This window comes from Nostoc sp. T09, assembly GCF_002154695.1.
Classification (GTDB): Bacteria; Cyanobacteriota; Cyanobacteriia; order Cyanobacteriales; family Nostocaceae; genus Aulosira.
The window spans coordinates 30,695-52,133 of sequence record NZ_MTAV01000044.1 but is presented as its reverse complement, the minus strand read 5'-3'; the positions used below and the strand labels follow the sequence as shown (position 1 = coordinate 52,133).

17 protein-coding genes are annotated in these 21,439 nt (G+C 41.9%); 6 read left to right on the top strand and 11 right to left on the bottom strand.

Features of this window, described 5'->3' with window-relative positions; translation table 11 throughout:
* Positions 1-15: 15 nt before the first annotated feature.
* Complete coding sequence (locus tag BV372_RS11180; RefSeq protein ID WP_086686574.1) at positions 16-240, bottom strand: hypothetical protein; 225 nt, start codon at positions 238-240, stop codon at positions 16-18.
* A 322-nt stretch (positions 241-562) separates the two neighbouring features.
* On the opposite strand from BV372_RS11180, the gene BV372_RS11175 reads away from it, so the two are divergent.
* The gene (locus BV372_RS11175) at positions 563-1,360 is read left to right on the top strand and encodes a histidine kinase (protein WP_086686618.1); all 798 of its coding nucleotides are present in this window, start codon (positions 563-565) and stop codon (positions 1,358-1,360) included.
* 246 nt (positions 1,361-1,606) lie between these two features.
* On the opposite strand, the gene BV372_RS11170 is transcribed toward BV372_RS11175, so the two are convergent.
* The 4 genes from BV372_RS11170 to BV372_RS11155 form a co-directional block, all read right to left on the bottom strand.
* A complete protein-coding gene (locus tag BV372_RS11170; RefSeq protein ID WP_086686573.1) occupies positions 1,607-1,798 on the bottom strand; it encodes a YqaE/Pmp3 family membrane protein in 192 nt (63 codons plus the stop codon).
* A gap of 128 nt (positions 1,799-1,926) precedes the next feature.
* Positions 1,927-2,325 carry a phage holin family protein gene (locus BV372_RS11165; protein ID WP_086686572.1) on the bottom strand — a complete coding sequence of 133 codons (399 nt, stop codon included), beginning with the start codon at positions 2,323-2,325 and terminating at the stop codon, positions 1,927-1,929.
* Positions 2,326-2,599: 274 nt separating this feature from the next.
* A complete protein-coding gene (locus BV372_RS11160; RefSeq protein ID WP_086686571.1) occupies positions 2,600-2,923 on the bottom strand; it encodes a 2Fe-2S iron-sulfur cluster-binding protein in 324 nt (107 codons plus the stop codon).
* A gap of 460 nt (positions 2,924-3,383) precedes the next feature.
* On the bottom strand, positions 3,384-5,543 hold the full coding sequence (locus BV372_RS11155; RefSeq protein WP_086686570.1) for a Tex family protein: 2,160 nt from the start codon (positions 5,541-5,543) through the stop codon (positions 3,384-3,386).
* Positions 5,544-5,783: 240 nt separating this feature from the next.
* Between BV372_RS11155 and BV372_RS11150 the strand changes: the two genes are divergently transcribed.
* Positions 5,784-6,032 (top strand): hypothetical protein, encoded by a 249-nt coding sequence (locus BV372_RS11150; RefSeq protein ID WP_086686569.1) that lies wholly within the window; start codon positions 5,784-5,786, stop codon positions 6,030-6,032.
* Between the two features lie 221 nt (positions 6,033-6,253).
* Here the strand turns inward: BV372_RS11150 and BV372_RS11145 are convergent, their stop codons facing one another.
* Positions 6,254-6,988 carry an HAD family hydrolase gene (locus tag BV372_RS11145; protein ID WP_086686568.1) on the bottom strand — a complete coding sequence of 245 codons (735 nt, stop codon included), beginning with the start codon at positions 6,986-6,988 and terminating at the stop codon, positions 6,254-6,256.
* Between the two features lie 121 nt (positions 6,989-7,109).
* Between BV372_RS11145 and BV372_RS11140 the strand changes: the two genes are divergently transcribed.
* Positions 7,110-7,880: an SDR family NAD(P)-dependent oxidoreductase gene (locus BV372_RS11140; protein ID WP_086686567.1), complete on the top strand. Its 771-nt coding sequence runs from the start codon at positions 7,110-7,112 to the stop codon at positions 7,878-7,880.
* A gap of 47 nt (positions 7,881-7,927) precedes the next feature.
* Entirely contained in the window at positions 7,928-8,242 is a 315-nt protein-coding gene (locus BV372_RS11135) for a hypothetical protein (protein WP_086686566.1), read from the top strand.
* A 336-nt stretch (positions 8,243-8,578) separates the two neighbouring features.
* Here the strand turns inward: BV372_RS11135 and BV372_RS11130 are convergent, their stop codons facing one another.
* The 3 genes from BV372_RS11130 to BV372_RS11120 all read right to left on the bottom strand — a co-directional run bounded on the left by BV372_RS11130 (position 8,579) and on the right by BV372_RS11120 (position 14,804).
* Positions 8,579-12,679 (bottom strand): PAS domain S-box protein, encoded by a 4,101-nt coding sequence (locus BV372_RS11130; protein ID WP_086686565.1) that lies wholly within the window; start codon positions 12,677-12,679, stop codon positions 8,579-8,581.
* Between the two features lie 111 nt (positions 12,680-12,790).
* On the bottom strand, positions 12,791-13,789 hold the full coding sequence (locus BV372_RS11125; RefSeq protein ID WP_086686564.1) for a chemotaxis protein CheB: 999 nt from the start codon (positions 13,787-13,789) through the stop codon (positions 12,791-12,793).
* A gap of 139 nt (positions 13,790-13,928) precedes the next feature.
* Positions 13,929-14,804 carry an alpha/beta hydrolase gene (locus BV372_RS11120; protein ID WP_086686617.1) on the bottom strand — a complete coding sequence of 292 codons (876 nt, stop codon included), beginning with the start codon at positions 14,802-14,804 and terminating at the stop codon, positions 13,929-13,931.
* A gap of 125 nt (positions 14,805-14,929) precedes the next feature.
* Here BV372_RS11120 and BV372_RS11115 point away from each other — a divergent pair, with 125 nt between their 5' ends.
* Positions 14,930-15,895: a 1-acyl-sn-glycerol-3-phosphate acyltransferase gene (locus BV372_RS11115; protein WP_256973162.1), complete on the top strand. Its 966-nt coding sequence runs from the start codon at positions 14,930-14,932 to the stop codon at positions 15,893-15,895.
* Between the two features lie 4 nt (positions 15,896-15,899).
* On the opposite strand, the gene BV372_RS11110 is transcribed toward BV372_RS11115, so the two are convergent.
* Positions 15,900-16,136 carry a hypothetical protein gene (locus tag BV372_RS11110; RefSeq protein WP_256973161.1) on the bottom strand — a complete coding sequence of 79 codons (237 nt, stop codon included), beginning with the start codon at positions 16,134-16,136 and terminating at the stop codon, positions 15,900-15,902.
* Positions 16,137-16,456: 320 nt separating this feature from the next.
* The gene (locus tag BV372_RS11105; RefSeq protein WP_086686563.1) at positions 16,457-18,085 is read right to left on the bottom strand and encodes a hypothetical protein; all 1,629 of its coding nucleotides are present in this window, start codon (positions 18,083-18,085) and stop codon (positions 16,457-16,459) included.
* A gap of 105 nt (positions 18,086-18,190) precedes the next feature.
* Between BV372_RS11105 and BV372_RS11100 the strand changes: the two genes are divergently transcribed.
* Positions 18,191-21,400, top strand: coding sequence for an alpha-mannosidase (locus tag BV372_RS11100; protein ID WP_086686562.1), 3,210 nt, complete (start codon positions 18,191-18,193; stop codon positions 21,398-21,400).
* Positions 21,401-21,439 lie beyond the last annotated feature (39 nt).

Genomic DNA, 21,439 nt, shown 5'->3' with positions numbered 1-21,439 from the left:
AATGCAGTAACAATACTACAACGATTCAAAGTCTGCCATAAACCCAACAAACTTTTGGCATTCTTCCTGAAAGGATTCAGCATCACTAACATCTTCAATTTTATATGCCATAATCCGCTTGCCATCGGGCATTTTTTTAGAAGTAATGCAATCGCCTGTATATTTATCTGCCAATGCTTTAAATTCAGTTGCATAGATTTTCCAAGCTTGTCCTGAACAAGTGATATTTACTTGCCACATAATTAACTTTTATGCTGAATCAATAAATATTAATCATCTCACAAAATGGATATCCGTTACATATTAACTGCTGTAACAACCCGTTTAAGTGGGTAAAAAGCCAAGATTAACAAACCGTCAAAGACACCAAGAAAAGAAAGAGAGAATTTTAGAGATTACTAAAGATTGCCAAGGCTTATCGAAACAGTAAGATTAATAATTCATACTGCGGTGATTTTCTATCTAAAGGAAGTACCTTATCCAAACAGGCTGCACCATAATGGCAATAGAGGAGCTTGTCTGGAAAATTATATCCAAATTACCTAAATACCAAGAGTTGAAAATGCCTAACAATATCAAAGAGAAAATTCAGACAGATTTGCAACAGGTCAAAGAAACTGGACAGTTGAGAAGTGAAAGAATTAGAGAAATTGTCAAAGCCGCAGTGTCTCAAGTAGGTTCTGAGTTTAGAGCGGGTTCTGTAGAACTGCGTAGTATTGTCAGAGATGCTGTTTCTGCTGTAATTGAAACCTTCCAAGAAAAAGGTAGCGAAATTAAAGAAGAAGTAACGGCTTCGATTGAAGGAGTATTGGAAGGAGTTAATAGCAAACGACACGAAAATATTGCTAAAACTCAGACAGAAATTAAAAAGCTACAGACTCAATTAGATAGCGAAGAAGAACAACTCCAACAAGAAGTTGATGTCATTTTGGCAGAGATTGAAGAGACAGGTAAAGAAACATCTACTAGTACAAAAAGTGTCCTTGACTCTGTACTCAATGGCATCAAAGATAGTGAAGAAGCAGCTATATTAAAGAAACGCTATGCGCAACTACAAGCGCAACTCGCTATTGTTCGAGCTAATTTAGCTGCACGCTATGGCGGACGTTCTGAGGAAGTCAAAGACTATCTAGAGGAAGCTAAACACTGGTATAATCAGGCTCGTCCCCAAGCAGAAAACTTAGCTGTACAAGTAGAACAGAAGCGATCGCAGCTCGATGATAAACTGGGTGAAGCTGGGAGTGCGATCGCAAAAAGAGAACGTCAGCTAAAGCAGTCATTAAGAGAGTTACTGCTAGCAGCGGCTGAATTGTTCAAAGAGAAAGATCATAGTGATAAACCAAAGCTACCTCCTAGCTAATTTGATTTGTGGAAATTGTAATATTAAGATTCCCGACTTCTTGAAGAAGTCGGGAATTTTGTTTTTTATAAATTATAAAATTAGTATAAATTTAGGGTTGAGGTTCTTTTCAAAGGAGAAATTTAATTAAAAATATAAAATTATTATTTGATGATTTTAGTTAGTATTTTATCTATATTTTAAATAAGAAAATTGGTAACGGGATACTGCTAGGAGTATTTTAAGCCCATTACCAACTTGACATGGTTAGTAAATACCATCCTGTCTATTTATTTGCTCTTCATGCTTGGCAATAACCCAAACTGCATGAATACTACCAGGAAGCCAACCTAAGAGTGTGAGCAAAATGTTAATCAGCAAAGTCGGACCAATACCAACTTCTAGAAAAACTCCTACTGGAGGCAACAACAGACCAAGAAGTAAGCGAGTTATTTTCATGGGTTTGATTCTAATTTTCGATTGGTTTACTTACAGTTGTATGAATGTCACCGAATTAGCAAATCCACCTATGGAGTTATATTAATTCGACGACTGAAGAATTTACACAAAGATTGCCTAAATGATAATTAGCTCGAGGGTAATTCTCCCTTGTTCTTAACATCTCCGCTGCCTAAAGCCAGATTTTTTTCAACAAAGTAGTTGTTAATGAATGTGGTAGCAAAAGATAGGATCACTGGACCAAGCAGAAAACCAATGATTCCCCGAACAGAAAAGCCAGGAACTAGCGCTGCTGCTAATGCGAAACAAATGCCGTTAACGACTAACGAAAATGCTCCAAAGCTTAAGAAATTAAGTGGCAAAGATAAGGTTGAAAGAATTGGCTTTACTGAACCATTAATCAAACCAATAACTAACGCTGCAATTATAGCTGCGGGAAAATTAGCAATATTAACGCCTGGAACAACTAAATCAACTATTAGTAGGCTCAAAGCTGTAGCTACTGCTGTTAACACTGGTCCCAACATTATTTTTACCTCAGAAACAGATTATCGATAAAATTAACTACCTTCAGTTATTCTTACCTAACCAATCTGTCTGAGCATCAATAGCAAGGTAGATTTTCCTTCTATCATTCGACTGAGAAATGAGCAAGGTTCAAAAATTAGTTTTTAATTTTCTATTTCATCTTTTACTAGTAAAAATTTTATAGTTAATTTTTAAAGAAAATCTTAAGTTTTAGCGTACGAGAATTAAATTTTTAATTTGTAAACGAACCCAGAGACATCTAATTCCTAGAATTTATTGCTTGTAGTAAAGCGACGATTTATATAAAACTTGTTCTTGATGCGTTTCTAAAGTGCAATCCGCTGAGGGATAAGCAACACAAGTAACAATATAGCCAGCCTGTATTTCCTGTGGACGGAGAAATTTCTGCTCACTTTGATCAATTTCGCCATTGATAAGTTTAGCAACGCAAGCAGAACATTCGCCTTGTTTACACCCAGACGGAAGGCGGATACCAAAGTCTTCTGCGATATCAAGGATATATTGATCGTCTGGGACTTCAATGGTGCGATCTAACCCAATCGCAGGATTGATGAGTCGAACTTGATAAACTGCCATCTGCTATTACCAATACAAGAAATAACTGTTGTTATTTTCTCCCTTTGGGGCAATTTTATACAAAGTATGTCGAAAAGAGTATACAAGTGTCAGGGAATATCAAAAAATGAATTGTGCCATATTCATAGGGTGGCTTAGCAAAGTTTAACGTACCATCTTGATCTTATCGGTGCTACGTTAAGCGTTTTGCTGTAACGCACCCTACTGGCGTGTCTAGACTAAAATAGTGCAATATAAAATGTTCGTAGTTGCGCTTTAGCGCCTTCTAAACTAGAAATCTAATGCATCATTTTAGGCGTGTCAGTCCACTACTGACGTGATACTATAGCGTTTCTCAGTTAGGTGCAGTACGCTTTTACCCCACTCCGCGTTTGCGCGCTTCAAATGCGGGGTGGGGTTCCGACTGTATTGCAATCAAGCGATAAGCCCTATAGATTAACTATTGATAGAAACGTTATATTTACTGTCTAACAGACTTCATTGACAAACTAATTCGCTTCAGTTTCTCGTTAACTTCCAGTACCCGGACTTTCACAACTTGTCCGACTTTGACAATCTTCTTCGGATCGTCTACGAATCTATCAGCAAGTTGGGAGATATGCACTAATCCATCTTGATGTACGCCGATATCAACAAATGCACCGAAGTTGGCGACATTGGTGATGATACCTTCTAATTCCATACCCTCGCTCAAATCCTTGATTTCTGTAATTCCCTCTTTAAAGGTGGCATACTTAAATTCAGCACGGGGATCTCTGCCTGGTTTTTCGAGTTCGCTGAGAATGTCGCGCAGTGTCGGTTCGCCTACGGTATCGGTAACGTATTTCTTCAGGTTGGTCTTTTGGAGTTTTGCCGCAATTTGTGTAACCTGATTTAAGGGTACGCTGAGGTCAGATGCGATCGCTTCTACTAAGGAGTAACTCTCTGGATGTACGGCTGTATTATCCAAAGGATTTTCACTGTTGCGAATTCGCAGAAACCCGGCTGCTTGTTCAAACGCCTTGGGGCCCAGCTTTGGCACCTTTAACAGTTGGCGGCGATTTTTAAAGGCTCCATTCTGGTTGCGATAGGTAACAATATTATTGGCAACTGCTGGCGTAATTCCAGAGACAAATGTCAGCAATTCTTTAGAAGCCGTGTTCAAGTCTACACCAACATAGTTAACGCAGCTTTCTACAGTTTCATCTAACTTTTTCTTCAGCAATTTCTGGTCAACATCGTGCTGATATTGTCCCACGCCAATCGATTTCGGATCGATTTTCACTAGTTCCGCCAGAGGATCTTGCAACCGCCGGCCAATGCTAATGGCACCGCGCACGGTAATATCTAAATCGGGAAACTCTTCTAATGCTACTTTGCTAGCAGAATAGATAGATGCACCCGATTCATTTACCATTACCTTTGTTGGTTTGCGTTCTATAGCTTGCAGTACTTGGGAGACAAACTCGTCAGTCTCGCGGGAAGCTGTACCGTTACCAATAGCAATCAACTCAATTTTGTACTTTTCAATGAGATTTTTGATAGTTTGTGCAGCTTTAGTGCGTTGTTCTGCTGCTTGGTGGGGAAACACGGCTTGGTATTCCAAAAATTTCCCTGTTTGGTCGATTACTGCTACTTTACACCCAGTTCTGAACCCAGGATCGATTGCTAAAGTTGGTTTCATCCCAGCTGGTGCAGATAATAGCAACTCCCGCAAATTAGTTTCAAAGGTTTTAATTGACTCAAAATCAGCGTAGGTTTTCTTCTCAGCAATTACTTCCCCTATCAGTGATGCTTTCATCAAGCGATTAAATGCATCCTTCACCATCGCCTGATAAAAATCGCGAATAGCGCGGACTTTGGTTTTTATCTCCTTTGACTCCAGATAGGAAAGTACCACATCTTCATCAAAGGCGATTTCAAAATTTAGAACTCCCTCCGCTTCACCTCGACACAACGCCAAGATATTATGAGGTGCAATGTTTTTCACCTTAGCTTGATAGTTACGGTACATTTCAAATTTCGTTGTACCTTCAGGATGTTCGTCTTTAATCCGCGAGGTAAATACCCCCGATTCTAAGAGGTAATCACGAATATATGCTCGTGATTCAGCTTTTTCTGCGACTTCCTCGGCTAATATATCAGACGCACCTTTCAGCGCTTCTTCAGCAGATTTTACTGCCTGAGTTTCCGAAATATACTTTGCAGCTTCTGTTTCTAAAGAAGCAGATACTGGATTTTTCACATTCAATGATTTAATAAACTCCGCCAGTGGTTCTAAGCCTTTCTCTCTGGCGATAGTGGCACGGGTGCGGCGCTTTTGTTTATAAGGTAAGTATAAATCCTCAAGTTCAGTTTTTTGTAAACTAGAAGTAATTTGCGCTTTGAGTTCATCAGTGAGTTTACCTTGGTTGGCGATCGCATTTAAAATTACCGATTTTCGTTCCTCCAGTTCGCTTAAGTAGGTATACCTATCGGATAAGTCCCGCAGTTGAACTTCATCCATTTCGCCGGTGCGCTCTTTGCGGTAACGCGCGATAAAGGGAATAGTTGCACCCTCTGCTAAAAGTTCCAGCGCATTTTGCACCTGAAAGGGTTTAAGGTCTAGTTCAGTTGCCAGTAGTTGAGGAATGTTCAGCATTGAGTGTCTAAGTGGAAAACGGTACTTCTCAAGGTAATATGCTAATCGTTCTTTTAATGCAATCGTAATAGTGTTAAGCTAATTTACCAGATGATTACAAAATCTTAATTTTCTCCACCGTTATTTTACATAGGCAGTAGTTTCTATAACTTGCTGGAATGTAAAATTAACCACAGGGTCAAAAACCGTTTTAATCTGTTTATATCAGCGTTATACGTTTGATTTTAGAGGTTAGTAAAAATGGCTTTGTTTTTTCTAGTTCCACTTTGTACGGCTTTATTAACTGGCTATTTAGTTAAGCAATCTACTGATGAAATAGCTTACATTGCTGGTGTATTTGGCTTCATTTGCTTCGTTTTGAGCTTGGTTTTAGCACCTTGGCAAATCCAGCTACTGATGTTAATTGTTGTCCTGATAAGTACTAACAAGCTCTTGTCAAAAAATGACTACCAATTACCTAATAGTACAGAGAACGAACGAAGACAATGATACTAACTATGACTAAATAGTGTAGCGGAAACAAATATCTAGTTAAATAAGCTTTATTCCCTTACATCATCTTCACACTAGTATTTTTTCTGACTTCAACTGATGAGGAGTAATTACACGCTTGTTTGCAGGCTGATTTCCAACCTGCGATCTAGCCTAAAGACACATCTCAAATTGTTTGGATCTCTTCGTACAAGTAATTTTGGTAAACTACCTAAGATTTAAGCTTCCAGAATTTGAATTTCATCCAGTTGATTAATCACCACATCTGCACCTTGGACATGATCTGATTTTCCAATCCAAGTGATACCAATACAACCTGCGGCTTTAGCATCGCGTGCCATTTGCATATCACCAACAGAATCACCTACCATCAATGTGGCGCTTGGTTCTACGCCCAAAGCTTGGCAAGCTTGCAAAAATAGTACTGGATCTGGTTTACTCGGCCCTTCATCTACCCCCATTTCTAGCTGGAGATAGTCACTTAACTGGTGATAAGCTACAAACCTTTGGACTTCTTGAGTTGTCGCTGCTGAGAGGATGCCTAGTTTTAATCCTGCTTCAAAGAGAGACTTTAACACATCCAAGCTACCGACAAACAGTGGCGAAGGAGTTTGATCAATGTATTTTTCTGCTTCATCCAAAGCTTGACGAGCGATTTTTAAGGACTCAAACCAGCCCCTACCTGTTTCGGCAATATATGCGGCAGCTGCAACTTCGGTTTCGCGGCGACTTGCGACTGCCACTATACCAGCTGGATCTAAGTTATTGCCATTGACGCCAAATGCCATGAGTAGGGGTTCCCCAATACCTGGTATTTGAGCGTCAATCAACCGCGCTCCTCTTTGTGCAAGCGATCGCAAGTACACTTCTGAGTTTTCTAGAGTACCATTTTTATCAAACAAAATCGCTTGAATATTGGAAAATGTGATATTTCTACATTTAATAGTTACCAAAATCTTTTACCCTTATATAACTATAAAAAATTCTCTATTACTTACTATTTCTGATTTTATTTTTGATTATACTCTTCCTGTAGTAACAAAATAAGGATAAGTCCACAAAATAGCGTGCTATATGTCTTTTATCGATGAAATTAATCAAGTCAATACGTTGATTGTAGGAGCAAGCCAAGGTATTGGTTTAGGTTTCGTAAAAAAATTGCTGCTAGATGAGAGAATTAGCAAAATTTATGCTACATATCGTCAACCAGATTCAGCATTTGAATTAATTAATCTTGCCAGCGAACATCCTGAGAGATTAATTTGTTTGTCGCTGGATAGCACTGAGGAATTGCAAATTGCTGAAGCTATTCAACAGATAAGTACCCAAGTTAATAAGCTGCATTTGGTAGTCAACTGTGTAGGATTACTACATGAAGGGACTTTGCAACCAGAAAAAAGTTTAAAACAAATAAATTCAGAAAATTTACTGCGCTACTTTCAAATCAACAGTATTGGTGCGGTGCTGCTAGCTAAACATCTATTGCCATTATTCAAACATGGAGAACGTAGTGTGTTTGCTAGTATTTCTGCCAAAATTGGTAGTATTGGCGATAACCAAATTGGTGGATGGTATGGTTATCGCGCCTCTAAAGCTGCGTTGAATATGTTGATGCGCACAGCAGCAATTGAGTATGGCAGAAGCAGTCCTAAAACTTTGGTAGTGACATTACATCCAGGAACAACAGATACACGCCTTTCGCAGCCGTTCCAGAAAAATGTACCAGCAGAAAAGTTATTTTCAGTAGAACGCACTGTTACCCAATTGCTGAATGTGATTGAGCAACTTCAGGAAGGTGATAGTGGGCAATTTTTTTCTTGGGATGGCAGTAGATTACCTTGGTAACTACGTTACGCTGGTGCTAATGAAATGTATATTTACAACCACAGCCTATGAAATTTTTTGTTCCAGCAGCCAAGGATAATGTTAAAGCTGAGCAGGTATATAGTGCGATCGCTAGTTCTATTCAAGCAACAGTAACCGAAAAGCGGATTTGGAAGTTACAATGGCGTCACACTGAAATAGATATGGAATGCGAGGTAGGGAAACCTTTACCATCTTATTACTCAACAGGAAAAGAGTTAGTTCTGGCAATTTTCGATTGTGAAAACTTTTATAAAATTTGTACTCTTAATCGTGGAGGAATAAAAGGGGAACCTATCTTGGCTGTAAAAAACTCTCACTCTTCAGCAACCTATTTCTCATAAAATGTAAACAACTGAGGCGGAAAATAAATGACCCCGGTGTAAAGCCCTAAATTAAATATCTACTGTTTTTTAAACACCTATCAGCATGGAAGCATTAAACCAGAACTCAGAATTCAGAATTCAGAATTCAGAATGCAATCAGTAGGGGATTTAAACCCGCCACTGATTGAAGACCACTAAATCTATGATTTGGTGGCGGAGTTAAACCCATTTATTCATTCGCCAGTCGCACAGAATTCAATTGGAGAATTCTGGTTCCTGACTCCTGAATTCTTTATTGTTAATACATTTTTGTAACACTACAGTTTATTCAATGCCTGATGCGATCGCAATAATTTACTCGCACTTCAGAACTTGAGCGATCGCCTCAATTAACTCTTCTGGATCAACTGGTTTGGAGAGATACATCTGAAATCCGGCTTGCAAGGCTTGTTGTCGATTTATTTCCCCAGCGTAGGCAGTCAAAGCGATCGCTTTTATCAGTCCCCCTTGTTGCGGTGGCAAGGCTCTAATTTCGCGTAGCAATGTATAGCCATCCATTTCTGGCATACCAATGTCAGCTAGCAAAATGTCGGGTTGAGTTTGATTGAGTACCTGCAACACCTCGGTTGCCGAAGAAACGGTGATAACGCTAGCACCCGCCTGTTCCAGAATAAAAGCGACTAATTCTAGATTGTCTACTTCATCATCTACAGCTAGCACCTGAATTCCATGCAAAGTTCGCATTTCTTGTGTCGATGCTTCCGCTTGTGTTGTGGAAGTCGGTGTTAACAGCAGTGGTAGTCTAACTGTGAAGGTGGCTCCCTGCTCATCTCCAAGACTTTCAGCCTTGACAGTTCCTCCATGTAATTCTACGATGTGCCGCACGATCGCCAGCCCCAAGCCTAAACCACCAAAGGTTCTGGTGATACTGCTATCAGCTTGGCGGAAATAATCAAAAACGTAGGGCAAGAATTCCGGATTGATACCTCTGCCAGTATCTATGACTTGAATTTGAGCATCTGTATCAATTGTCTCTAAGCGAATATCAACTCGACCCCCTGTAGGCGTGAACTTCACCGCATTCGAGAGCAAATTCCAGATAACTTGCTGCAAACGAGCCGCATCGCCTAAAACCTGACCGACATTGAATGTAAAATTGGTTTGAATTTCAATACCTTTAGCTTCGGCTGCCAAACGCACAGTTTCAATTGCGGCTGTGATAGTTGCTTTCAGGTCAACTGGAGCAGAATTTAAACTGAGCTTACCTTGCAAAATCCGAGAAATATCGAGTAAATCTTCAATCAGTTGAACTTGTAATTTGGCATTGCGCTCGATAGTTTCTAGGGCTATATCTGTCTTGTTAACATCAAGCTTTCCCTTGCGCAGCAATGTAGCCCAGCCCAGAATGGGATTTAAGGGTGTTCGTAGTTCGTGAGAGAGAACAGCGAGAAATTCGTCTTTTGTCCGGTTTGCCGCTTCTGCTGCGGCTCTAGCTTGCTGCTCGGCTTCGTAGAGTTGGGCACGAGCGATCGCGCCGGCTGCTTGCTGGCATACAGCCAAGATAAACGCCCGCTCATCCTGATTTAGGGAAGAAAATTCACTAAAACCAAGGGTGATTCCTCCCACTGCTCGACCCTCAATCATCAAGGGTAAGGAAATCCAAGCGGTATAATCATAGCTAGCATAAGTATCTACTAGATGAGGATAGCGAGTGACGCGCTCATCTATCGACTCTTCCCAAACAGGTTTTCCAGTCCGCACAGCTTCCGACAGCGGACTTGATGAAGTAATTGAAATCCGCCGCCATGTATTAACGATATCTGCTTGGAAACCAACAGAGTGGATAATTTCCAGTTCACGGCGATTTTCACAGACAATTGCTACTAAAGCAGCAGTGGCATTGAGTACAGAAATGCTCTGTTCTACAATAACTTCAGCGACTTGAGCCGGTGTCAGCGACTCTGAGAGGGCCGCCGTGACCAACTGTAGACGAGTGGTACGGTTAGCAAGTTGCTCTGCTTGCTGGCGTGCTTGTTGTGCCTGTTCATACAGTCGAGCATTCGCGATCGCCATTGCGGCTCGGTCTGCTATATCTTGTAATAACCTTGGATAGTCATTGTTAAAGGGATTTCCCGGTATGTCCCGCGAAATACCTAGTGTGCCAATGATTTGCTCCTGCACTTTCAAAGGTATAATTAACAAACTATAAATGCCGAAGCGCTCTAAATAAGACAAATATTCTCGTGTCATGGAATTATGCAGCTGCTCTGGCGATACAACTGGCAAGAAAATCATCTCACCTGTCTGTACTACTCTTCCTGCCATCCCATCATGAATAGAACGCGGATGCTCTAGCAGTTTGCTAATAAATTCTTTTACCTCTGGATTGATATGGTGCAAGGAAACCGTCTTTAGCCATTGTTTGTCTTCAGATAACAAACTCAAAATGCAAGCATCACCAGTCAGATCGCCAATCAGTTGGGTGATGGTGTCTAAAATAGTTTGCAAATCCAAGCTAGCTGCGGCAAAAGTTTGTGAAGCCTGAGCCAAAAACCGCTCTCGTTGCTCAGTACGTTTGCGGTCATCAATATCTGTTCCTGTTCCTAACCAACTAACGATACTGCCATTGTCTGCTTTGATGGGAACGATTCTACTCAAGTGCCAGCGATAGACACCATCAAACCTTCTGAGCCGAAACTCAATTGTGTAGCCATTGCCCCGTTCTAAAGCCTCTGTCCACCTATCTAAGATTAAAGGCAGATCGTTAGGATGTATAACTTGCTGCCATCCATTATCTTGGGTTTCCTCTAGAGTTAGCCCAGTGTAATCAATCCAACTTTGATTGCAGTAATTGGTGATCCCATCCGCATCAGACATACAGACAAGTTGCGGTAGGGATTCTGCTAAGAAACGATAGCGCTCTTGACTCAATCGTAAAGCTTCCTCGGCTTGTTTGCGTTCGCTAATATCTACATATGCTCCAATCACACCACGGACATTACCCTCTTGATCGCGGATGGGAACTGCTTTACCGTAGATATGCCGCACCACACCATCTTCAAAGACGAGTTCTGTTTCTTCGCATACTTCCTGTCCAGTTCGCCCGGCTTTTTGTAAAGATAATTCTTCTGGCAGGAGATCTTGACCGTTGCGTCGCGTCTTAAACTTGAAGCGATACACGCCATCCTCAGGTGTGGCGGTAGCGACAGAACCAGGGATTGCCCGGATTAACTCATAGGCTGCTGCATTTACAGTTACTTGATTGCACTGGGGATCGTGAGCAAGCCAGACAGCAACCGGGACAACTTCCATAAATGCTTCTAATTCCTCTGCTCGGGCCTTTGCTTGTGCCTCACTTTGTTTAAGAGCGGCTTCTGCTTGTTTACGATCGGTAATATCATGAGAAAGGCCAATTATTTGCTGCGGTGAGCCATTGTTTGTCCGGGTAAATATTAAATTCCGGCTCAAGAACCAGTGCCATTCTCCATTGCTGTGGCGTATCTGGTATTCCCACTCAATAATTTCCCCATCTTGTGCTTGATGCATCCGCTGCATGTGAGCAAGTAGTCTGGCAACATCATCGGGATGCAGTAATTGGGCAAATAACTGGTTGCCCATTGCTTGCACTTGCGTTGAAGTGTAACCCAAGAGTTCCCCTATCTGCCGATTTACATAAACATTACGCTGCTCAATCAGGTCATAAATGTACAAAATCCCAGGTGTAGCATCGGCAACTTGTTGAATAAACCGCTGATTTTGTTGAAGTTGCAGTTCTGTTTGCTTGCGTAAGCGAATATCTTGAAACACCATCACACATATTGCCGGGCGATCGCGCATTGCAGGTAAGGTATCGGCATGAACAAGCAACGGGTAAACGCCAGTTGGGGTGTGCCAATTCAATTCCGCCCCTTGAATTTTTTCACCTCGTGCGACTCGGACTGCTGGCAGTTGTTCGGGCGGTATTGGTTTTCCTGTAGCATCAGTGCAGTAAAAATCTCTGTCATATACCCCAGCTGGGCGATCGCTATAAATTTCACCTCCTGCCATTTCTTTCGCCGCTTGATTTGCGAAGGTGAAGCAAGCCGTATTAGGGTCAATAAATAGTAGGGGGATGGGTAGCAGATTTAGTACAGCCTCTAGCCATTGGCCTTGATTAGCTTGGATTTGTGCCTGCTGCTGGAGTATTTGTTCTTCTGTTTTAGGCACAACTGCCGCAGATCGCTGAAAATCTTCCCAGGCGCTGATTTTGCCGTCGGCTTCACCAACATAGCTTTCCGCAGAACTCGATTCCAAGCTCCGAGCAAAGCGTTCCACCAGTTCAGAACGGGAAACGCCGCGTTTACTTGCTTCCTGCTTGAGCATCTGCCAAGCTGTCTTGGTTAGCGATAGATTAACTGCCTGTTTCGATTCTCGTCCCCAACTGTGGATAAATTTACCTGTTTTGTCACGCTTCACTAAGGTACTGCCCGTATACCTATATGGCTGACCTCATTAAATCACATGACTATTTTTCAGAAATCTAACTATTGGTATTCTACGAATCTACCCGATGGTAGATGTCATAAACTACTTAACTTCAATCCCCTTTTCTAGGACTTCCCGAATCAGCTGAGAGCGCTGTTTGGCAGCTTCCGCCTCTCGTTCCATTTGTTGTGCTGCCAATTTGAGGTTGCGATCGCGCATTTTGGAAGCCATGCGTTCTGAAAGCATAGCTTTCTCTTGCAGTGCCCTCATAGCGCTCCACAACGCCTCCTCCAAGACCTCAGACTGCATTGCCAAAAGAGTTTTTGCACCGAAAGCATGACCTACATGGCACTTAAAACGCAACATTTTTCCTTCTTCAATTTCCCAGAGAGAACCACCACAATCAGGACAGGTGAATGTTGATGGTTTACCTGCTAGATCACCAGATTCCGCTTCCATATTTGATTGTGCTAGATCGGATTCAAGGTTACTTTGTTGGGAGTTTTCTGTCGGCGTATTAGCTAGAGTTACTAAGATAGATGGTATTTCTGACAGTGGCAAAATGTAGTCAATGTTGTCTACATTTTCAAGGGCGCTGTGCGGCATTGACGAATACATTGCATCATCGGGGTCTTGAACAACTGCCACACCGCCCCGCATTTTTACTGCCATCAGTCCTGCGGTGCCATCGTCCAGCATCCCCGTTAGCACTACAGCTACCACCCGTCGTCCGTAGGCTTGCGCTGCGCTGCGAAACAGTGGATCAATGGCTGGGCGATGATGATTCTCTCTTGGTCCCTTTGTCAACTGCAAATATCCAGGTTTCACCCGTAGGTGATAGTCAGGTGGAGCAACGTAAATTCTTCCTTTCTCAATGGCTTCACCATCTTGGGCTGTAGAAACTGGCAATTTTCCAGCACTATTCAAAATCTCCGTCAAAATAGACGGACTTTCGCTGTGTACGTGAACAACTACCATGACAGCGGCATTCAGAGCAGCCGGCAACTGCTTAACTAAATCAGTTAATGCCGTAACTCCGCCTGCCGATCCGCCGATGACGATCAGATCGTGTACACTTGCCTGCTGTTGTTTTTGAGCCATTTCTATCCTTGTTGGGATGAGCAGAAACCTCGTTTACCATCTCAAATCTTGTCTCTGCACTTAAGTAATCTCTACAAATTAAGCTAGGAAATTGCTCAGAAATTATCTTTAACCCTAAGGTAGATCTAGCAGTATTAATTTATATGCTGAATGTGGCTTTACTCACCTCATCGGGTAAATGTTGTTCTAACCAGTCTTCTAGGTCAGCCAGTACTTCTTGGTAATTGAGGTCACTTTGCAGTTCGTGATAGGCTTCGGGATACACCACTCGCAGCTTATCTTTGTAGGGTACTAGCTGGTAAAATATTTCACCTCCCTCTGGTAAAGCTACCCGGTCGGCTCCACCGTGGAGAATTAGTAGTGGCAATTGCCAATCAGCAGCGTGGGAATAAATCCAAGCAACTGTGGCAAAATACTCAGTAGCGAGACGGGCAGTGCCTAAGGTATGGCGTAGGGGATCTTGGGCGTAAGCCGCTAAAATTTTCTCATCCCGTGAACCAGCAGACAGGTCAATGCCAGTATTTAAGGTGAACTGCGGCCAGATGCGGGAGAGGAGTTTTCCTATAAGTAGCCGAACTTTTGACACGCCCACCTTTCCTAAAGCAGGTGCAAGTGCGATCGCACCCTGCAATGTCGATGCTTCTGTAGGATGGTGCAAAATGTAGTCTAAGACAACTACTCCACCTAAGCTGTGACCCATAACAAAAATTGGGCAGCCTGGATGCTGGGTTTTAATTAACTCGATGAAGGCTTTCAAGTCTTCACGAAACTCCGCCCAACTATTGATATGGCCTCGCTGTCCTGGTGAGCGTCCATTACCACGCTGATCCAAAGCGTAGACAGCATATTGTTGAGGCAAGAGCTGCTCAATTACATTTCCATACCGTCCGCTATGCGCTCCCAATCCATGCACAATGACCAATATCGCCCGTAATTTACCTTCTGGTAACCACCTTTGGTAATACAGGTCAAGCTTCCCCACACCTTTGAAAGTACCTTCACTGTGGTAAAACATAGTGTTAATTTTTGGCATTTTTTCTTAAGTTTCTCACCATAGATTGGTTAATACGATGAAATCAAGAACTAAGATTTATTTACGAATTCAAAGAGGTTATTATTCACAATAATTCTAGGGACTTTGTGACTCAAAACTGCGCTGATGGGGCAACTTCTCAGGCACCAGAAAATCAAACACAATCAAATAGCTTACCGCCTTTGACTACTGAAGCAATCCAGCGGGTGCAAGAGGGTTTGGCTGCGGCTGTTGATCCAGCTGTTCGCCAGAGGATTGGGGAAACACTCGAGCAATTGGCAACAATTACTGTGGAGTATTGCGAACCGAAAGCTAGTGGAGGTTTGCGTCGCTTCGTATTGCGATCGCTCATTCATGCTTTTTTCCGTGTGCGGGTAGAAAACTTAGAAAGATTGCCGCAAAAACCTGCAATTCTGGCTGTTAACCATCTCCACCACATCGATCCGTTTCTCTTACTAGGCGAAATCCCCGCCCATCCTTATTACTACATCCTTGGTGATGCCCGTACCCTCTACAACAAATGGTGGAAGCGCCTGATCCTCAGTTTTGCTGGGGGTGTAATTCCTTTGGAAAGGATGTGGAAAGAAGAATTTGCTGTCATTGCAGAGGCTAAAGCAGGACGACAAGACTTGCTAGAGTTAGCGACAGCAATTGAACAGAACGTACCCACAGGCAGAGATATCCAAACACTACGACAAATCGATCGCATTGTGCTGGCAATCTTGGCTCGTGGTGATGGCATAGTTCTGTTTCCAGAAGGACGGTTAGGAGAAACTGTGGGTAAATTACACATCCCTTTGAAGCGAGGGACTGTAATTTATGCCCTAAAATCTGGCGTACCCATAGTACCGATAGCATTGATTGGTACTCATGACCTTTATCTGGGAAAAGAACTAACTATTCGATTTGGTCAGCCGTTATACTTTTCTCCTGTTACTACACCAAAGCGTCAGGAAGTCGATGCAGTTGTTTTGGCAGTGCAAGATGCAATGCTTGCTTTATTACCTACAGATTACCAAGAACCAAGTGGACCAAAGCTATTGCGTAATTTCCTTAATCACTTATTTTGGTAAAGAATTACTTTTCTAAAAAGTTTGTCACCTTAAAATTGGATGTACCTTCCCAACAGTGGTTCAAACATACATTGAGCCTGGCATTTGGTGCATCAGCCGATTCGCTGGCTGCATTAAACTGCACAGCAGTGACAGTGTACTCAAAAATAATTACACACTGTTTGGTAGGCGACATTCTCTCAACCACAATTGTTTCCCCAATCTTTGGGATTTGAGGTAAATCCACAACAAACGTTTCCATCTTTGGTTTTTCTAGTGGATTTTTGAAATTGAAGTACTTACAGTAAACAGTAACTTTCACTAAGAAACCCACCAATAGTACTCGACAATTAAAAATTCAAAATAGAAAAAATGAATAGTAGTCATACCATTTTTAATACAGCGCGGCGCAAATAAATATATCACCTCACACAGTGACCAAAAATTTAAATCAGAGTCTTTTAACTTTTGACTTACTTGGTAACGATACTATAGGATTCATACTTGATTTTTTAAATATTACGTAGAAATATTACGTAGGGTGGGCACTGCTCACCCTACTTACTCGGTAACGATACTAGCTTACTTAACTCGAAAAAAACCCTGCAAAAAGCTAATAATGTTTCCAAATATAGTTTCTAACCAAAGCATAATACTATCAAGAAATTCTAAGATTTGTTCTAAAATATGCTTTTCATATCCAACTAGTGTTGCTTTTGTTTCTATCCAATCTGGTTTAGCCTCTACTTGAGTGCTTTGGTAACGCTGAGAAATTTCTCCTTGTTTACTATTACTGCTAGGTTTAGAAATCCGGGGGGTAGTTTGTTTGGCAGAGTTAACTTTGCCAGATTTTTTCTGAGCAGGAGAGTGATTACCAGATGATTTTTTCTTTTTTACTAACCCAGCATTTAGTTGTGGTAGTTGTAAAAATTTTTGAGAACTCTTAATCAAATTCTTTGACGCAGAAGGGGCTGCTGATGGACTGGAGGTTAGTGTTGGATTTGTCCTTGGGGAGGCTGTAACTAGCTGTTCTACAGGCGTTTCAGAGTCACCAAACAAATCACCCCATGTTAACCAAGAATCTGCACTTAAAACCTCATTCTTCAACTGGCAGCTGTTAGATAGAGGTAATTGTTTGCCTGGTAATGTTATTTTAGTCTCTTGAGTATCCAATTTTTTGTCAGTACCAGTACCAAAAAAGTAATTTAGCGCCGCCGCAAACAAAGCTTGAATATTTAGTGTCTGAGTTTCTAAAACATCAGTATTAACTGTAATTTGTCCTCTAGCTGCTAACTGCTCTTTGCCATAAAGAAATATATTGAACTGAGTTTGGGCAACTTGGATAATCTCTCGGCTACGTTGTTGGATTGGAACTAGAGCATTTGATTCTATATTTGCCACAACTGCATCTAGAAATTCTAAAGCTTTTGGTGAATTTGGTAAAAAATTAGACTCATTTACCTCGTCAGTTACTGTACCTGGACTTAGAACATTTATCTGTTCTGGATTACCACCAGTGAGCTTAGTTAACAAGCGTTCAATTTCTGGTAATAAATTAGTTTGTTTTGTTTCTTCTAATAAGCGCCTAGAACGCCAGTAGTTAGCAACTTCACTAATAATTAAAGCTTCTAATTTTGCTTGTTCTTGAGGCTTTAAAACATCCAAAATTTCATTATCCGCAGTAATCAGTAATAAATTGCGCTTCTCTAAATGTGTAGCAATTCCCTGTACCATTGGATGTATAGGTGAGGGGTTGAGATTGCCTGCTGGATGCTCTGAAATAGTTAATGATTGAGAAAGACCAGAGTTATTGCTTGGTTTACGAGGAATAAATTTCAACCATAAGGATTCTAAAACCGCCAAGGGATTTGCAGGTGCCGATATGCTATTTGAAGATGTAGCAGGGGTTTCCGCAAATGGTAAATTTTTGACAGTCTCTAGTACGTTCTCAATAGGAGTATCAACATCTGAGGGAGTTGCTGCTTCTAACTGTAGTCTGGTTTGAGGTTCTTTAGTATACAGAGCTTTCTTTGAAGATTCGGTTGACTGCAACAGCAGGTATACAGGGTAAAGTAGTACTCCAACACCCCATTTAGTAGCAACTTGTACATACCGGATGGTGTGTTCCAGCTGTTCTGTCAACCGCCGAGATTGCTGGTTAACGAAGTTAAATATTCTGCTTTGATAACGACCAGAGGAACCAGAAGGCATGGTAGTGATTTGTTAGTTAGAGCTTGATTGATCTGCGAGACTCCCACTGCACAGTCAAAACGACAAACTGTTAATTATCGTAAGTGCCCTGATTTTAGCCAAAATATGACCCTTCCTGTAAGCCAATCTCATACTAATTTAATATCAGAAGCAATTGCGCAACTGCGCTCTTGTTGTCAAGTAAATCTTCAGTCTACCTGGCTATACCAAGAATCTGACTGGAATATTACTGATGTTGCTGCATCGGATTTGTCTCAATGGACGCCTGTTGAGCTAAATGCTAAAGGAAATATTGCTTGGACAGCCGGGAAGAAAGTGTTGTGGCTGGCTCAAAAGTTGATAGTTCCCCAGGATTTACAGAGTTATCCCTTGGTTGGATTATCTTTGCGGCTAGCACTGCTTTGGTGGGCTGATGCTGCTGAGATTTATGTAAATGGGGAGTTAGTGCTGGAGGGAGATTTATTTGATTGCTCACCCAGAGTACTTCTGAGTCAGGGAGTGACGCCAGGGGATGAATTTATTGTGTCTTTACGGCTGGCGAGTCCGGGACATGATGATGGTGCTTTGGTGCGATCGCTCCTTGTCTACGAATCTCCTGATTATAATCGTCCTGATGCCGGTTTTGTCGCTGATGAGTTGGCTGTGGTGCAGCTTTATTTAGAACAGTTTGCACCAGATAAGTTGGATGTTTTGGCGGAGGTAGTGAGGGAGGTAACGAACCGCAGAGACTCAGAGAACACAGAGGAAGAAAAGAAAGAGTGGGAAACAATACTCTTGTCTGTACGCAATAACCTAGTTCAATCCAAAATCTGTCTTGGAAAGTTTGCTACGGAGGGAAACCCTCCAGGCAACTTTCCGCAAAATCTAAAATCCAAAATCTATTTAGTTGGTCATGCTCACTTAGATTTAGCATGGCTATGGCCTGTCAGTGAAACCTGGAATGCAGCACAACGTACTTTTGAGTCGGTGCTAAAGTTGCAACAAGATTTTCCAGAGTTAATTTACTGCCATTCGATGCCAGCACAGTATGCTTGGATTGAAGAACATCGCCCAGATTTATTTAAGGCAATTCAAGAGGCGGTAGCTGCTGGACGTTGGGAAGTTATCGGTGGTTTGTGGGTGGAACCAGAATTAAATTTGATTGCTGGGGAATCGATTGTCCGTCAGCTATTATATGGTCAGCGCTATACCCAAGCAAAATTCGGCAAGATTTCGCCTGTAGCATGGTTACCCGATAGCTTTGGTTTTTGTGCAACTTTACCGCAGTTTTTCGTGAATGCTGGGATTGAATATTTTGTCACCCAAAAGTTGCTGTGGAACGATACTACTAAATTTGATTATGGAGCTTTCTGGTGGCGATCGCCTGATGGCAGTCAAGTATTTAGTATGATGTCTGCACTCATTGGTGAAGGTATCAATCCAGTGAAGATGGCAGCTTACACCTATGAATGGCAAACTAAAACTGGAATAAAAGATGCCCTCTGGCTCCCTGGTGTTGGCGATCATGGTGGCGGACCTACTCGTGATATGTTAGAGACTGCCCAACGCTGGCAACACTCACCTTTCTTCCCTAACTTAGAATTTACAACTACTGAAAAATATTTACAGCAAATCAGCAGAGGAGACACCGTGAGTGGCAATTTCTCCGTCTGGGAAGATGAACTTTACTTAGAATTCCATCGCGGCTGCTACACTACCCACGGAGATCAAAAACGTTGGAATCGGCGATGTGAAGGCTTATTGTACCAGGCTGAATTATTTGCAACTTTGGCAAGCATCAGTTGTGGTGTGGAATATCCGAAAGCAGAAATCGAAACAGCTTGGAAGCAGCTACTATTTCAGCAGTTTCACGATATTTTACCTGGTTCTTCAATTACCCAAGTTTATCTGGATGCTCTACCGGAATGGCAACAAGTTGAACAAATAGGAACAAAGATATTACAAGAATCATTGTTAGCGATCGCATCCCAAATTACTCCACCACAACCACCACAACCCAATAGTTTGCCTATTGTCGTTTTCAATTCGCTGAATTGGCAGCGTTCTGAGGTGGTGTCTGTCAGTTTACCCAAAACTGCTAACCAACAATGGCAAGTTTACGATGTTTCTGGAAAGGAACTCGGATCTCAGCTAAGTGAACCATCAACTCTGCTGTTTCTCGCCACTGATATTCCCGCCGTCGGCTACCGCCTATTTTGGCTTGTTCCCAGTTCCCTCCTTCCCCCGAACCCACCGCTTCCATCTGACTGGGTTCTGGAAAATGAATACCTGCGCATTGTAGTTGATCCCAACACAGGAGATTTATCTAGTGTTTTTGATAAAACTCATCAACGCGAAGTATTAAGTGGTGCAGGTAATCAACTGCAAGCTTTTCAAGATAGCGGACAATATTGGGATGCTTGGAATATTGATCCCAATTATGCCCAGCATCCTTTACCGCCAACTACTCTCAAATCGATTCAGTGGCTAGAAAAAGGTGCAGTGCAAAGCCGTTTGCGAGTGGTGCGTCAGTTGGGCGAATCAGAATTTTGCCAAGACTATATATTGTCAGTTGGTGTACCTCTACTCAAAATTGCCACTACTGTTAATTGGCAAGAAAATCACGTGTTGGTGAAAGCTGCTTTTCCTCTCAACGTTACAGCAGACTTTGCTACTTATGAAATTCCTTGTGGTGCAATTCGCCGCCCAACTAAACCCCAAACCCCCGCAGAAAAAGCAAAGTGGGAAGTACCAGCCTTGCGTTGGGCTGATTTGACTGGGGAAACTGATGAATGTGTCTATGGAGTTAGTTTGTTGAATGATTGTAAATATGGTTACGACAGTCAACCAAATCAATTACGCCTGACACTACTACGCAGCCCTAACTGGCCAAATCCCGAAGCTGACCGAGGTTTTCACGAATTTACCTATGCTTTATACCCTCACCCTAATAGCTGGGAGTCAGCCTATACAGTCAAGCGTGGCTATGAGTTGAACATTCCGCTGCAAGTAGTTGTAAATCCACCCTATACTCAGAACTCAGAATTCACGACTACTGACAAAATGAGTTTCCTAAATTTATCCGCAGATAATTTAATCTTGATGGCATTCAAGCAATCTGAAGATGATCAACAGCAGTTAATTCTGCGTTGTTATGAATGTCACGGAGACACAGCTGAGTTATCTTTGCAGAGTGATTTAGGATTAAATTTGGGAGAGCCAGTAGATTTATTAGAGCGTTCTGACACTACTGAATTCTCATCTAGGCAACAAATCTTCACGATCGACCCTTGGAAAATCCTCAGCTTTAAGATTTTACCAGAAAGTCAACCCTGATTTTTACAGACGCTATGAATTGCGTCTGTAACCTTATGT

Excerpts from the sequence above, each read along its gene's own strand:
- BV372_RS11180 (WP_086686574.1), bottom strand. The coding sequence starts at position 240 with ATGTGGCAAGTAAATATCACTTGTTCAGGACAAGCTTGGAAAATCTAT.
- BV372_RS11175 (WP_086686618.1), top strand. The coding sequence starts at position 563 with ATGCCTAACAATATCAAAGAGAAAATTCAGACAGATTTGCAACAGGTC.
- BV372_RS11170 (WP_086686573.1), bottom strand. The coding sequence starts at position 1,798 with ATGAAAATAACTCGCTTACTTCTTGGTCTGTTGTTGCCTCCAGTAGGA.
- BV372_RS11165 (WP_086686572.1), bottom strand. The coding sequence starts at position 2,325 with ATGTTGGGACCAGTGTTAACAGCAGTAGCTACAGCTTTGAGCCTACTA.
- BV372_RS11160 (WP_086686571.1), bottom strand. The coding sequence starts at position 2,923 with ATGGCAGTTTATCAAGTTCGACTCATCAATCCTGCGATTGGGTTAGAT.
- BV372_RS11155 (WP_086686570.1), bottom strand. The coding sequence starts at position 5,543 with ATGCTGAACATTCCTCAACTACTGGCAACTGAACTAGACCTTAAACCC.
- BV372_RS11150 (WP_086686569.1), top strand. The coding sequence starts at position 5,784 with ATGGCTTTGTTTTTTCTAGTTCCACTTTGTACGGCTTTATTAACTGGC.
- BV372_RS11140 (WP_086686567.1), top strand. The coding sequence starts at position 7,110 with ATGTCTTTTATCGATGAAATTAATCAAGTCAATACGTTGATTGTAGGA.
- BV372_RS11135 (WP_086686566.1), top strand. The coding sequence starts at position 7,928 with ATGAAATTTTTTGTTCCAGCAGCCAAGGATAATGTTAAAGCTGAGCAG.
- BV372_RS11125 (WP_086686564.1), bottom strand. The coding sequence starts at position 13,789 with ATGGCTCAAAAACAACAGCAGGCAAGTGTACACGATCTGATCGTCATC.
- BV372_RS11120 (WP_086686617.1), bottom strand. The coding sequence starts at position 14,804 with ATGTTTTACCACAGTGAAGGTACTTTCAAAGGTGTGGGGAAGCTTGAC.
- BV372_RS11110 (WP_256973161.1), bottom strand. The coding sequence starts at position 16,136 with ATGGAAACGTTTGTTGTGGATTTACCTCAAATCCCAAAGATTGGGGAA.
- BV372_RS11105 (WP_086686563.1), bottom strand. The coding sequence starts at position 18,085 with ATGCCTTCTGGTTCCTCTGGTCGTTATCAAAGCAGAATATTTAACTTC.
- BV372_RS11100 (WP_086686562.1), top strand. The coding sequence starts at position 18,191 with ATGACCCTTCCTGTAAGCCAATCTCATACTAATTTAATATCAGAAGCA.